Below are 13,503 nucleotides of genomic sequence, written 5' to 3' on the forward strand. Positions count from 1 at the left end.
GGTCATGAAGATCACGGGCGCGCCGGGCGTACGGCGATCCCCGGAAGGGAACGAGGTTGGCGTGGCCACGATCATCCGACGAGCTGTCCTGTCCCTTCCCGCCGCGTCGCCGGGACCCGAGAACCCGCTGCCCGCGCTGCGGCCCCTCGACCAGGTCCATCGCGTCGACAGCCGGCAGCGCTCCGGGTTCCCCGCCGACATGGCCCGGCAGCTCGGCCACGCGCCCCTGCGCACGGTTTTGCCCGTGCGGATGCGCGACGGCTACACCCGCAAGCGGGTCTCCACCGACCTCGACGCCGTCGTCATCGAGAACGACCGGCTGCGCGTCACCGTCCTCCCCGGCCTCGGCGGCCGGGTGCACTCCATCGAACACAAGCCGACCGGCCGTCATCTCCTCTACGAAAACCCCGTCCTCCAGCCCGCCGACTTCGCCCTCAACGGCGCCTGGATCTCCGGCGGCATCGAGTGGAACATCGGCGCGACCGGACACACGACGCTCTCCGTCGCCCCGCTGCACGCCGCCCGGGTGCCCGCGCCCGGCGGCGGCGAGATGCTGCGCCTGTGGGAATGGGAGCGACTGCGGGACCTGCCCTTCCAGGTGGACCTGTGGCTGCCCGACGGCTCCGACTTCCTCTACGTCGGCGTGCGGATCCGCAACCCCCACGACCGCCCCGCGCCGGTCTACTGGTGGTCCAACATCGCCGTACCGGAAGCGACAGGCACCCGCGTCCTCGCCCCGGCCGACGAGGCGTGGCACTTCGGCTACGAGCGCGCGCTGTGCCGCGTCCCGGTGCCCAGCCGGGACGGCGTCGACCGCACCTACCCGCTGAACAGCGAATTCCCCGCCGACTACTTCTACGAGATCCCCCACGGGACCCGCCGCTGGATCACCTCGCTGGACGGCGACGGGCACGGACTCGTACAGACCTCGACCGATCTGCTGCGCGGCCGCAAGCTGTTCCTGTGGGGCGCGGGCGCGGGCGGCCGCCGCTGGCAGCGCTGGCTCACCGAACCCGGCACCGGCGGCTACGCCGAGATCCAGGCGGGGCTCGCCCGCACCCAGCTGGAGCACGTCCCCCTGGAAGGAGGCGGGGAGTTCGCCTGGCTGGAGGCGTACGGGCCGCTCACCGCCGACCCCGGCCGGGTCCACGGCGCCGACTGGGCCGCCGCGCGCGGCGAGGTCGAAACCCGGCTGGAGGAGACCCTGCCGCGCGCGGACGTGGACGCCGCGTACGCCGCGTGGCGGCCCTACGCCGACCACGAGCCCAAGGAACGGCTGGCCACCGGCTCCGGCTGGGGCGCACTCGAAGTCGAACGCGGCGGGTACGAACTGCCCGGCACGCCCTTCGACCCCACGACGCTGGGCGAGGAACAGGCACCGTGGCTGGAGCTGTTGCGGACCGGCTGCTTCCCGCAGACGCCGGCGACACTGCCGCCCGGCCCCTCGCTCGTCTCCGCGCAGTGGCGTGACCACCTGGAGGTGGCGGAGCCGGATCCGGTGGTCTGCTACCACCTGGGGGTCGCCCAATGGCACGCGGGCGACCGCTCGCAGGCGGTCCGCAGCTGGGAGCGCGTCGCGGCCGACCACTGGCCGTCCCTGCGCTGCCTCGCGGTCGCCGACCAGGAGTCAGGTCACCGCGAACGCGCGGCCGACCGCTTCCTCGACGCCTTCCGGCGGGCCGGTGCGGCATGCGGGGCGGGCGCCGGAGGGGCCGCCGCGGTGGCCGCGCTCGGCCGTGAGGCGATCACCGCGCTGCTCGCGGCCGACCGCGCCGACGACGCCGCCGACGTGCTGGGGGCCTTGCGCCCAGCCGTCCGCGAACGTGGCCGCTTCGTCCTGTTGAGAGCCCGGATCCTGCTCGCCCAGGGCGACGCCCCCGCGGCGCGGGCGCTCTTCGACGACGGCTTCGAGGTGGCCGACCTGCGGGAGGGCGACGAGACGCTGGGCGACACGTGGTACGCCATCGCCGAACGCCTCGAAGCGGGCGACGGCCCCGTCACCGACGCCGTACGGGCGACGGCCCGCGCCCGGCACCCGCTGCCTGAGCACTACGAGTACCGGATGCGACCGTCGTGAGACGAGCCCCGGCTCTGCTCTTGTCCTCAATCGCCGGGCAGGCTGGAAAATCCAGCCCGTCCGGCGTTGAGGGCCGGGTCCGGGCGGAGCCCGGGGAGTGCCGTCCGGTTCCGGCCGCAGCTGTCACGAACCCGGTACGACCGCCTCACCACCCTGACGTACGGCTCGCACAACCGCGAGGTGCAACGCTTCCAGACCGTCCGGCGGGACCTCGGCAGGGCTGCCGGTGAGCGTGTACCACTCCTCCGCGCCGCTGTACTGGACGCGCACCGTCGCCCGGCCGTCGGGCAGACGGGTGGTGGCGACGGTGAGATCACCGGTGACGACGCCCACCTCCTCGGTCATCGCGCCGCCGGGGCCGGCCGTGACCTCGTCCGCGTATCGCCGCGGCGTCTCCTCGCTCATCAGGCGCACGTGTCCAGCATCGAGTGGAGCTTGTCCTTCTCCGGCTGTGTCACCGACAACTGGTACAGGTGCTTGACGTCCGTCCAGGCGCGGGCGTACGTGCACCAGTAGGCGCTGCTCGGCGGGGACCACTGGTCGGGGGACTGGTCGCCCTTGCTCCGGTTGGAGGCCGCGGACACGGCGATCAGCTGGGAGTGCTCCAGGTCGTTGGCGAACGCCTTGCGCCGGTCCGTCTCCCAGCCGTCGGCCCCGGACCGCCAGGCGTTGGCCAGCGGCACCATGTGATCGATGTCCACCTGTGACGCCGACGTCAGGGTCTTGTCGTCGTAGAGGCTCCTCCAGCTCCCGGAGACCGCCCGGCACTCGTCGTCCTGGCTGACCTCCTGCCCGTCACGCCGCAGCACGATCTCCCGGGTGTCGCATCTGTTGCCCTGCTGCGCCCAGTGCGGGAACTTCGCGCGTGAGTAGCCGTCCATCGAGTGCGGCGCCTCGACGGTCAGCTTCCCGAGCTCGTCGCGGGCGACGGCCGCCGAGGGCGGCTCGGGCATGTCGGCGGGCGCGGCGGCGGCCGGAGAGACCACGACCGGCGCGAGAACGGCGGCCAGCGCGAGGACGATGACGGCGGCCGGGCGCTGGGCGCGCGTGGTGATCATGCGTCAGGAGTACCGGACGGTACTGATGGTGCGGGGCAGGTCACCCGGTTGGTTGCGTGTCACCTCGGGCCGAGGCCCCTCCTGGCGCCGAGGCGCGTCGGAGGGGCCGTCGTCCGGGGCGAGGGGTCAGGCGGACTTGCGGTCGACGTACTCGAAGACCGAGCCGTCCGGGTGGCGGGCCACGAGGTTGCGGCCGATCGGGGTCGCCACGGGCCCTGCGATGATCTCCGCGCCCACGGTCCGGAGATCGGCGTGTGCCTCGTCGACGTCCGTGACGGCGATGGTGGCCGTGATCTTCCGGAGGATCGACAGCTCCTTCTCCGGGCCGCTCATCAGGAAGAAGCAGCCGACCGCCGCGACGTCGACCCCACCGCGCCGGAAGCGCAGCGCCTCGGCGCCCGTCAGCCGTTCGTAGACACCGATCGCCGCGTCGAGATCACCGACACAGACCCGTAGCGAAGTCCCCAGAATGTTCATGGAACAAGGCTAGTTGGCGCACGGGGATCAGGGGGCGGAGCGACCACTTCGCCCCACGCCTCATACCCGGCACAGGAGTTCCCCGTGCAGTACCGCGAACCACGCGTCCTCGTGCCGCCCCCACTCCCGCCAGGCCGCCGCTATGCCTTCGAGCCCCGCCTCGTCCGTATGACCGCCGTCCACCGCCAGTCGCGCGTAGGAGGACGCCACCGTACGGTCGGCCCACAACCCGCTCCACCACGCGCGCTCGTCCTCGCCGGCGTAGCACCAGGCGCTCGCGGTGGCGGTGACGTCGGTGAGACCCGCCCGCCGCGCCCAGGACAGCAGCAGCCGCCCGGCGTCGGGTTCGCCGCCGCCCGCGCGGGCGACGCGCCGGTACAGATCCAGCCAGTCGTCCAGCCCCGGGACGCGCGGGTACCACGCCATGGCCGCGTAGTCCGCGTCCCGGACGGCGACGATCCCGCCGGGGCGGCAGACCCGGCGCATCTCGCGCAGCGCGGCCACCGGGTCGCCGACGTGCTGGAGCACCTGGTGGGCGTGGACGACGTCGAAGGAGCCGTCCGGGAAGTCCAACGCGTGGACGTCGCCGGTCGTGAAGCGGACGTGGGACAGACCGCGCTCCCGGGCGACGGCGCGGGCCCGCTCCAGTACGTCCGCCGCCGCGTCCAGACCGGTCACGCCGCCCTGCGGCACCCGCTCGGCCAGATCGGCCGTGATGGTGCCCGGCCCGCAGCCGATGTCCAAAACCGCCATGTCCGGCCGCAGTTCGGGGAGCAGATAGGCGGCGGAGTTCGCCGCGGTGCGCCAGCTGTGTGAACGCAGGACGGACTCATGGTGTCCGTGGGTGTAGACGGCGGTCTCGTGCGACATGGCGACTCCCTGGGTGTCCGCGGGCCGTGTCCCGCTACCGTAGGCGCTCGTCTCGGATCGCGAGAGTGCCGTCTCGTCATTCGGGCAGCCGGTAGACGACCAGCCCTTCGTTCTCCTTCGCCATGGTCAACGCGTGCGGCGCCGGAGCGATTTCGCCGTCGTACGCCAGGTGCGTCCCGGACCGGATGCCGCTGATGCGCAACTGCCGCGCCCGGGCCGAACCGAGCACCGGCGAATGCTTGAGCGCGCCCGTCAGCGCGGCCAAGAGCAGCCGGGTGCGGGCCAGCCGGCCGCCGTAGACCATACGGACGTCGAGGACCCCGTCGGCCAGGTCGTGACGCCGCACGGGGGCCAGACCCACGCCCCGGTACGTGCAGTTGCCGACGAAGAGCATCCACAGCTGCCGTTCCCGGCCGTCGACCCACAAACGCACCGGCTTGGCCGAGTTCAGCACGTGCACCGCCGCCAGCACCCCGGCCGGCCAGGCCCCGATCCGGGGAGCCCACCGCTCGCGCACCCGCACGAGCTCGGGGTACGCGCCGATGCTGAAGGTGTTGAGGAAATGCTTCGTCGTGTCCGCGTCCGCCCCGTCGTCCGCCGGCGTGAACCGCACCAGGTCGACCGCCACGGCCTCTCCGGTCTCCACGGCCCGGCAGGCGTCGGCCACGGACTCGATGCCCAGGTCGTACGCGAAGTGGTTGTACGTACCGCCCGGCAGGACCGCCAGCGGCAGCCCGTACCGCCGCGCGACGGCCGCCGCCGCGTTGACGGTGCCGTCACCGCCGAAGATGCCGAGCGCCCCGCCGAGCTCCGCCGCGCGGCCGGCCGCCGCCTTCAGCACCTTCTCCAGCGGCTCGCTGTCGTCCTCCGGCCCGCACTCGACCACCTCCGCGAGCGGAAGCACGGCACGCACCTGCTCCGCCACGTCCGTCCGCACCGCCGCCCGCTGACCGGAGCCCGCGTTCGCCACCACGACGAGGCCCTCACCGCCGGGCAGCGCCGGGGCGCTCGCCCGCGGCCGGGCCGGGGGCGCGAGCTGCGCCCGCGTGGGCACCAGCCCCCGCACCGCGAACGCGGCGCCCGCGCCCAGCAGCGCGCCCGCCAGGACGTCCCCGGGATAGTGCACACCGGTGTAGACGCGGGAGAAGCACACCGACGCGGCGATCGGCGCCAGGGCCAGACCCCACGCCGGCTTCTCCAGGGCGACACCTGTCGCGAACGCCACCGCGGAGGCGGAGTGCCCGGAGGGGAAGGACGTCGTGAACGGCTGCCGGGCCAGCTGCCGTATCACCGGCACGGCGTCCAGCAACGGTCGGTGACGCCTCACGGACGCCTTCGCGACGGTGTTGACCGTCGCGGACGCGACAGCCAGCGACGCCACCCCGCGCAGCGCCGCCCGCCGCACGGGCCGCCCGCCCACCACCGCGGCCCCGGCCGCCAGCCCCAGCCACAACGCCCCGTGATCGGCGCTGCGCGACAGCTTGGGCAACACGCGGTCACCTCCGGGCCAATGCCTGCCGGCAACCATTCTGAAAGCTGATCGGTCCCACGTACCAAGTACACGTCGCATGCGCAAACGTGTACCCGGTCCTTGACCATTTCCACCTGGCGTTTCCGCTGCGCGGGGCGGTGTCCGCTGCGCGGGGCTGTTTCGGTGCGGTGTCGGGCCTGCGGGGGCCTGTCACAGCCCCGCGCAGCGGCAACGGCGCCGCACCCGGCAAAGGTCAAAAGCCCGCCGCGCAGCGGTGCCGTCACCCGGCTGACCACGTAGCCCCGCAAGGGACCACCGCATCTGCGAAAGTGGACAAGGGCAGGCCAGCCGGTCGGAGGTACGGATGCGGGCGCAGGCACAGGCGCAAGCGCAGCGGCAAGCGCAAGCGCTTCCCGCTCTCACCGCACCGGAGCGCGGCCTGCCCGTGCTGGCGGAGCTCGCCGCGCGGGTCGCGGAGGCGGCCGGGCGGACCGGGCCGGAGGCCGTCGGGGGCGGGAGCGAGCTGCGGGCCGCCGCCTGTGGGTACTGGGCGCGGCGCGGACTTCCCACCGGCCCCGGTGACGTCATCGCGGCCCCGGGCGCCGAGCCCCTGCTGCTCGCGCTGTTCGCGGCGGCGGGCGGGGACGTGCTGCTGACCCGGCCGTGCGCCGCCGGGTACGGGCCGCTCGCCCGGCTCGCCGGGCGGTCCGCGTACCACGTGCCCGTCACGGCCGAGAGCGGCGGCGTCCCCGATCCGTTCGCGATGCTGGAGACCGTGCGGCGGATCCGCGCCGAGGGCGGCAGACCGCGGGTGCTGCTGTTGTCCGTCGCCGACGACCCCACCGGGACCGTGGCCCCGCCCGAGATCCTGCACGAGGTGTGCGAGGCCGCCGTCGCCGAGGAACTGACCGTCATCAGCGACGAGACGTGGCGCGACACCCGGCACGACCCGCACGGCACCGTCTTCGTCGGGCCGGCGGAGATGATCCCCGGACACGTCGTGGTCCTCACCGACCTCGCGGGGTCCCTCACCCCCACCGCCTGGCCCGCCGCCGTGGCCCGCTTCCCCGCACAGGGGCGCGGGCCGATCCTGCGGGCCAGGGTCACCTCGGCTCTCACCGCCGTACGGGCCGAACTGCCGCCGCCCATCGCCGCCGCCGCGGCCTACGCGCTGGGCGAGCCCCAGCCCATCCGCGCCCGGGCCGCCGCCCTGTCCCACCTCTACGGCTCCCTCGCCGCCGCCGCCCGGGAGCGGCTCTCCGCCGCCGGGGTGCTCTGCCGCCCCCCGCAGACCGGCCCCTATCTCTACGCCGACCTGGGCGAACTCCGTGCGCCCCTGGCGGCCCGGGCCATCACCGACTCCGTCGATCTGGAAACGCACCTCAGCGCGCGGCTCGGCCGCCCCGTCCCCGGCGGTCACCGTTTCGGCGACAGCCCCGACGCCTTGCGGGTCCGGCTGTCCACACCGCCGCTGCTGGGCAGCACCGACGAACAGCGGCAGCGGGCCTTCGATGCGCCTGATCCGCTGGAAGTGCCGGACGTGCGGGCGGCTTTGAGCCTCCTGGGGACGGTCTTCGGCGAGCTCGCCGGTGGCTGACGTCCCGCTGTGCTGTCTGTGCCGCCTGCCGCCTGCCGCCGCTGGCGCCCTGCGGGCGCGTCCTCAAGTGCCGGACGAGCTGAAAGCAGCCCGTCCGGCACTTGAGGACACAGCACAGCATCCCGCGGACGACACCGCCTAACCGGCGGAGCCCCGCCGCAGTCGACGCCACACCGTGGGAGCCGCGCCGACCGCCACCGTCAGGGCGACGGCGGCGACCACGCCCTGCCACGGCCGGGCGAACAGCGAGCCGCCCAGGACGCCGATGACCTGGTACGTGGCCGCCCACGCCAGCGCCGCGGGAAGCGCGCCCCGGGCGAAACGGCGCGCGGGTACCCGCGCGAGCAGACACGCCAGCATCACCGGGATCCGCCCGGCCGGCATCAGTCGGGACAGGACGAGCACCGTCACCCCGTGCTCCTCCAATCCCACCCGTGCCTGCGCCAGCCGCTCGGGCGCCGCCCGCTCACGCAGCCGCGCCAGCCAGCGGGAGCCGCCCCGCGAGGCGACCCCCCGCCGCCCGAGCCCGTACAGCGCAAGGTCACCGAGGAAGGCCGCGCCGGCCGCGACCAGGAAGACCCACAGCAGGGAGAACGGGGAACTCTGGTGGAACGCCACCACCGCCGCCGAACTCACCACCGCGCCCGTCGGCACCACCGGCACCAGCGCACCCAGCACCACCAGCAGGAACAGCGACGGGTAGCCGACCGCCTGCTGCGTCGACTCCGGTGGCACGGCCCGCGTCACCGCCTCGGCCAGTGACCCGATCACACGGCCTCCGTCGGCCGCACCGACTCGCCGTGGGCCAGCCGGTGCACCACCGCCTTCGGCGCCGACCGTGCCGCGAGCCGGACGAACTCCTCGCCCGGTGCGTGGAATTCGTGCGGCCGCACCGCGTCCATGCCGATCGGCCAGTACGTGCCGTAGTGCACCGGCACCGCGCTCGCGGCGTCGAGCAGGGCCAGCGCCCGGGCCGCGCGGCCGGCGTCCAGGTGCCCGTGGCCGAGGAACGGGCCCCAGCCGCCGACCGGCAGCAGCGCCACGTCCACCGGGCCCACCTCGTCGGCCATCGTCTCGAACAGTCCTGTGTCACCGGCGAAATACGTCGTGGCCTCGCCGCGCACCACATAGCCGAGCGCCGGCACCCGGTGCGGCCCGTACGGGCGCCGCCGTCCGTCGTGCTCGGCGTGCACCGCCCGCACCCGCACCGTCCCGACGGTCAGCTCGTCGCCGGGGGCCGCCTCGCTGACCAGCAGGCCCCGGGCGGTGGCCACCTTGCGCAGCCCGGGCACCGCGGCGGGCGCGCCCCGGGGCACCACCAGCCGGGTGCCGGGGGCGAGCCGGGCCAGCGAACCCAGGTGCAGATGGTCGGCGTGCAGATGCGAGACGAGCACGACGTCCGCCACGGCCGCCGCCGCGGGCGGCAGCGCGCCCCGGCGGCGGCGCAGATGCCCGAGCCGCCGGGCGAAGAGCGGGTCGGTCAGTACCCGCACCCCGGAATCCTCCACCGTCGCGGTGGCATGCCCCCACCAGGTGATCTCCACCGGCACCCGGGCACCTCCCCGTATCGCTTCCCACGTCACTTCCGTCACGCGTGTACGCGTCCCGAGCGTAGTTCAGCCGTCCCCGCGCGGGACTTCAGGACCGCGCCTCGACGACATGGACGCACAGCGGCAGCCCGTGCACCGGGTGCGTCGTCTCCCGCTCGCGGCGCATGCCGAGCTTGCGCATGATCTGCTCGGACGCGTCGTTGCCCACGGCGTGGACACTGACGACGCGGGCCAGACCGCGGTCGCGCAACGCGAAGTGCAAAGCCGCACGTGCCGCTTCGGTCGCCAGACCGCTGCCCCAGAACGGGCGGCCGAGCCGCCAGCCCAACTCCACCGCCGGCAGGATCTCCGGCAGGAAGCGCGGCACCGACAGCCCCACGAATCCGGCCAGTTGGCGGCTCTGGCGCACCTCGACGGCGAAGAGCCCGAGGCCCAGCTCCTCCCACTCCCGCTCCCACGCGGCGATCGACTCGGCCGTCTCGGCCCGGTCCCGCACCGAACCGTCCCCGATCCAGCGCATCACCTCCGGGTCGGCGTTGATGGCGGCCATCGCGTCGAGATCGTCCTCGCGCCAGCGGCGCAGCGTCAGTCGGGGGGTGCGAAGGGAGGTCATGCCGCCATCCTGCCCAGCGACGGGACCGAAGCCACGTGAGAGGGGAATGATCTGTGAAGGACGGGGATTGAGAGGGGCGGAGGTGACATCGCCGCCCCGGGGCCGCCCTGCGGCCCGGCCGTCGTCCGTACCACCGCTGTGCCACGCTGGAGGAAAGCCCGGAAGGCCGAAGACCGGGGACCCGGCACCGGCGGCGATCGTGAGGTGAAACGCGTTGCGCAGGCCCCGATGGCGGACCGTGGGCGGAGCCCTGATGAGGGTCGTCGCCGTGTGGGCGGTCAGCACCCTCACCATGCTGCTCCTCGCGGGTGTCCTGCCCGACTTCCGGCTCCAGTCCGCCGACGGCGAGAGCACCACCCGCATCGCGATCACCGCAGCCCTGGGGGCCGGGGCGTTCGGCCTGCTCAGCGCGCTGGTGTGGCCCGTGCTCGTACGGGCCCTGCTGCTCGTACCCGCCTTCGTGCTCGGGCTGCTGGTGTTCTTCCTCAACGGCTCCCTGCTGCTGATAGCCCTGCGTCTGGTGCCCGTCGGCAGCGGCGCGGCCGAGCCGGAGACCGCCGTGGTGGTCGCCGCCGCGATGTCCGCGGCCTCCTCCGCCACCAGCACCTTCCTCGCCGTGCGCGACGACGGGGCCTACCGGCGGCGCCTCGCCCGCCTCGCCGACCGCAAAAGACGCCGCCGGGGCGCCGAGGGCGGCCCCCGGACCACGCCCGGCACGGTCTTCCTCCAGCTCGACGGCGTCGGCCACGACGTGCTCCTGGAGGCCCTGCGGCCGCGCACCGGGGCGGGCGGACGCCGCAGACCGGCGCTGATGGAGACCGTCGCCGGGTGGGTGGCCGACAGCCATCGCCTCACCGCGTGGCGCACCGACTGGTCCAGCCAGACCGGTGCCAGCCAGCTCGGCATCCTGCACGGCACGAACGAGGACGTGCCCGCCTTCCGCTGGTACGAGAAGGAGACCGGCGAGGTGCTGGTCAGCGGGCGGCCCGCCGGCGCGGCCGAGCTCCAGCGCCGGGCGGTGGCCCGCACCCGGGACGGCGGGCTGCTGAGCGCCGACGGCGCCAGCCGCGGCAACCTCTTCAGCGGCGGCGCCGACCAACTCGCCCTCGTACTGTCCGTCGCCGCCCGCCGCGGCAGACACAACCGCTCCCGCTCCGGCTACTTCGCCTACTTCTCCGACCCCGCCAACGCCACCCGCACCGCCGTCTCCTACCTCGCCGAAGTCCTCCGGGAGATCGGTCAGTCCCTGGGCGCCAAGCTCCGCCGGGAGCAGCCCCGCCTCGGCCGCGGCGGGCTCTACCCCTTCGTCCGCGCCTTCGCGACCGTCGTCGAGCGCGACGTCGTCGTCGCCGCCGTCATCGGCGACATCCTCTCCGGGCGCACCGCCGTCTACGCCGACCTCGTGGGCTACGACGAGGTCGCCCACCACTCCGGTCCCCGCGGCCGCGACACCCACCAGGTGCTGCGCGGCCTCGACCGCGCCATCACGCTGATCGCCAAGGTCACCGAGCACGCCCCGCGCCCGTACCGCCTGGTGCTCCTCTCCGACCACGGGCAGAGCCCCGGCGAGACCTTCGCGGCCCGCTACGGCCTGACCCTGGAGGAGCTGGTGCGGGCCGGTCTCGCGCCGGGCGCCGGGCGGGAGCCGGTCGTGCTGGCGTCGGGCAACCTCGGCCTGGTCTCCTTCCCCGACCTGCCCGGCCGGGCGAGCCGGGAGCTGATCGAGGAGCGGCACCCCGGGCTGCTGCGCACGCTCGCCGACCACCCGGGGATCGGCTTCCTGCTCCTGCGGTCCGAGGAGCACGGGCCCGTCGTCCTCGGCCCCGGCGGGGCGGAGCACCGGCTGGACACCGGCGAGGGCGCCGAGGACAGCCCGCTGCGGGCGCTCGGCCCCGGCGCGGAGGAGGCCGTGCGGCGCACGGCGGGCTTCCCGCACACGGCGGACATCATGGTCAATTCCGCCTACGACCCGGCGACCGGCGAGGTGCACGCCTTCGAGGAGCAGATCGGCTCGCACGGCGGGCTGGGCGGTGAGCAGGGCCGGCCGTTCCTGCTGTGGCCGAAGGAGCTGAGCGCGCCCGTCGGGGAGGGCGAGGAGCTGGTCGGCGCGGAGGCGGTGCACCGGGTGCTGCGGCGCTGGCTGCGTGAGGCGAGCGGGCCGCAGGTACCGGTGGATCGAATTCCGGTTCATCGAGGGGTGGCGGACGAATCGCTGCCGATGGGCGATTTGCCTGCACCTTTTGCGGTCGGCGACCCGGGAATGCTTGACAAAACTCAGTGATTTGGCGGAGTGTCGCGCCTCGTTGAACCATGTGTTGTCGCACGACCGGCGATTTCGCCAGCAGGACGAGAGGCGCACCACCCCATGCACGAAACCGACGGCACGTCACGCCGTTTCGGCCTTCCCACCGCCACAGCTCTGGTCATGGGGAACATCATCGGCGGCGGCATTTTCCTGCTTCCCGCCTCGGTCGCCCCGTTCGGGACCGTCAGCCTGCTCGCCTTCGGCGTCCTCACGATCGGTGCGATCGCGCTCGCCCTCGTCTTCGGGCGGCTCACCGAGCGCTTCCCCCGCACCGGCGGCCCGTACGTCTACGCCCGCGAGGCGTTCGGTGACTTCGCCGGATTCCTCTCCGCCTGGTCGTACTGGACGATGACCTGGGTCAGCAACGCCGCGCTGGCGGTCGCGGGCGTCGGCTACGTCCACGTGCTGACCGGTGACGACGGCTCCAAGGCCGGGGACCTGGCACTGGCGCTGGCCATGATCTGGCTGCCCGCGCTGGCGAACCTCGCCGGCACCCGCTGGGTGGGCGCGGTCCAAATGATCTCCACGGTGCTGAAGTTCGTGCCGCTGCTGTTCGTCGCCGTCATCGGGATGTTCTTCTTCGACCCCGACAACCTCGGCTCCTTCACCGAGGGCAACGGCAACTGGACCGGCGGGCTCACCGCCGCGGCCGCGATCCTGCTCTACAGCTACGTCGGCGTCGAGTCGGCCGCGATGAGTGCGGGCGAGGTCCGGGACCCGGAGCGCAACGTGGGGCGCGCCAGCGTCCTCGGCACCATCGGCGCGGCCGTGGTCTACCTGCTGGGCACGCTCGCCGTCTTCGGCAGCGTCCCGCACGACAAGCTGGTCGGCTCCACCGCCCCGTTCTCCGACGCGGTCAACGCGATGTTCGGCGGCGAGTGGGGCGGCACGGTGATCGCGGCCTGCGCCGTGATCTCCATCGTCGGCGCGCTCAACGGCTGGACGCTGATGAGCGCCCAGGCGCCCTACGCGGCGGCCGAGGACGGGCTGTTCCCCGCCGTGTTCGCGAAGAAGCGGCGCGGGGTGCCCACGGCGGGCGTGCTGGCCGCCGCGATCCTGGCCTCGCTGCTGACCGTCATCAACTACACGTCGGGCGTGGCCGGGGTCTTCGAGATCCTGGTGCTGATCACGACGTTCTCCGCGACGGTCCCGTATCTGCTGTCCGCCGCCGCGCAGGTCTACTTCCTGCTGACCGGGCAGCGCGAGAAGATCCGCACGGCCCGCTTCACGCGGGACATGGTGCTCGCCCTGGGCGCGTTCGCCTTCTCCTTCTGGCTGGTCGCGGGCGCCGGATACGCCGCGGTGTACCAGGGCGTGCTCTTCCTCTTCGTCGGCATCCTCGTCTACGTGTGGATCGTGGCCCGTCGGCCTTCGGCTGGTACTGCCGAGGGGCCGGCCGCGGTGGCTCTCCTCGGCTCCAGGCCGCAGCCCGCCCCCGCCGCCTCGGTGGTCAACACCTTCGCCAAGGCGGGCGATGGCCACCAC

At 73.9% G+C, this 13,503-nt stretch carries 12 protein-coding genes; 4 read left to right on the forward strand and 8 right to left on the reverse strand.

Features of this window, described 5'->3' with window-relative positions; translation table 11 throughout:
* Nucleotides 1-61 precede the first annotated feature (61 nt).
* Complete coding sequence (locus ACZ53N_RS26235; RefSeq protein ID WP_469143251.1) at nucleotides 62-2,077, forward strand: DUF5107 domain-containing protein; 2,016 nt, start codon at nucleotides 62-64, stop codon at nucleotides 2,075-2,077.
* A gap of 123 nt (nucleotides 2,078-2,200) precedes the next feature.
* Here ACZ53N_RS26235 and ACZ53N_RS26240 read toward each other — a convergent pair whose 3' ends face one another.
* The 5 genes from ACZ53N_RS26240 to ACZ53N_RS26260 form a co-directional block, all read right to left on the reverse strand.
* The gene (locus ACZ53N_RS26240; RefSeq protein WP_469143264.1) at nucleotides 2,201-2,482 is read right to left on the reverse strand and encodes a hypothetical protein; all 282 of its coding nucleotides are present in this window, start codon (nucleotides 2,480-2,482) and stop codon (nucleotides 2,201-2,203) included.
* Nucleotides 2,482-3,135: a GmrSD restriction endonuclease domain-containing protein gene (locus tag ACZ53N_RS26245; RefSeq protein WP_469143252.1), complete on the reverse strand. Its 654-nt coding sequence runs from the start codon at nucleotides 3,133-3,135 to the stop codon at nucleotides 2,482-2,484. Before ACZ53N_RS26245 ends, ACZ53N_RS26240 begins: the two co-directional genes overlap by 1 nt.
* 126 nt (nucleotides 3,136-3,261) lie before the next feature.
* A complete protein-coding gene (locus ACZ53N_RS26250; RefSeq protein ID WP_130881464.1) occupies nucleotides 3,262-3,612 on the reverse strand; it encodes a VOC family protein in 351 nt (116 codons plus the stop codon).
* 60 nt (nucleotides 3,613-3,672) lie between these two features.
* Nucleotides 3,673-4,482, reverse strand: coding sequence for a class I SAM-dependent methyltransferase (locus ACZ53N_RS26255; protein WP_469143253.1), 810 nt, complete (start codon nucleotides 4,480-4,482; stop codon nucleotides 3,673-3,675).
* 76 nt (nucleotides 4,483-4,558) lie between these two features.
* The gene (locus tag ACZ53N_RS26260; protein ID WP_469143254.1) at nucleotides 4,559-6,052 is read right to left on the reverse strand and encodes a phosphatase PAP2 family protein; all 1,494 of its coding nucleotides are present in this window, start codon (nucleotides 6,050-6,052) and stop codon (nucleotides 4,559-4,561) included.
* 265 nt (nucleotides 6,053-6,317) lie between these two features.
* On the opposite strand from ACZ53N_RS26260, the gene ACZ53N_RS26265 reads away from it, so the two are divergent.
* Nucleotides 6,318-7,550 (forward strand): aminotransferase class I/II-fold pyridoxal phosphate-dependent enzyme, encoded by a 1,233-nt coding sequence (locus tag ACZ53N_RS26265; RefSeq protein WP_469143255.1) that lies wholly within the window; start codon nucleotides 6,318-6,320, stop codon nucleotides 7,548-7,550.
* A 138-nt stretch (nucleotides 7,551-7,688) separates the two neighbouring features.
* Here the strand turns inward: ACZ53N_RS26265 and ACZ53N_RS26270 are convergent, their stop codons facing one another.
* The 3 genes from ACZ53N_RS26270 to ACZ53N_RS26280 form a co-directional block, all read right to left on the reverse strand.
* The gene (locus tag ACZ53N_RS26270) at nucleotides 7,689-8,321 is read right to left on the reverse strand and encodes a DedA family protein (RefSeq protein ID WP_469143256.1); all 633 of its coding nucleotides are present in this window, start codon (nucleotides 8,319-8,321) and stop codon (nucleotides 7,689-7,691) included.
* Entirely contained in the window at nucleotides 8,318-9,100 is a 783-nt protein-coding gene (locus tag ACZ53N_RS26275) for an MBL fold metallo-hydrolase (protein ID WP_469143265.1), read from the reverse strand. Before ACZ53N_RS26275 ends, ACZ53N_RS26270 begins: the two co-directional genes overlap by 4 nt.
* A gap of 88 nt (nucleotides 9,101-9,188) precedes the next feature.
* The gene (locus ACZ53N_RS26280; protein ID WP_469143257.1) at nucleotides 9,189-9,713 is read right to left on the reverse strand and encodes a GNAT family N-acetyltransferase; all 525 of its coding nucleotides are present in this window, start codon (nucleotides 9,711-9,713) and stop codon (nucleotides 9,189-9,191) included.
* A 253-nt stretch (nucleotides 9,714-9,966) separates the two neighbouring features.
* On the opposite strand from ACZ53N_RS26280, the gene ACZ53N_RS26285 reads away from it, so the two are divergent.
* Together ACZ53N_RS26285 and ACZ53N_RS26290 are read left to right on the forward strand one after the other, a co-directional pair.
* On the forward strand, nucleotides 9,967-11,994 hold the full coding sequence (locus ACZ53N_RS26285; protein WP_469143258.1) for a phage holin family protein: 2,028 nt from the start codon (nucleotides 9,967-9,969) through the stop codon (nucleotides 11,992-11,994).
* 84 nt (nucleotides 11,995-12,078) lie between these two features.
* On the forward strand, nucleotides 12,079-13,503 hold a 1,425-nt coding region (locus ACZ53N_RS26290; protein WP_469143259.1), incomplete at its 3' end, for an amino acid permease.

This window comes from Streptomyces sp. NPDC033229, from assembly GCF_055576875.1.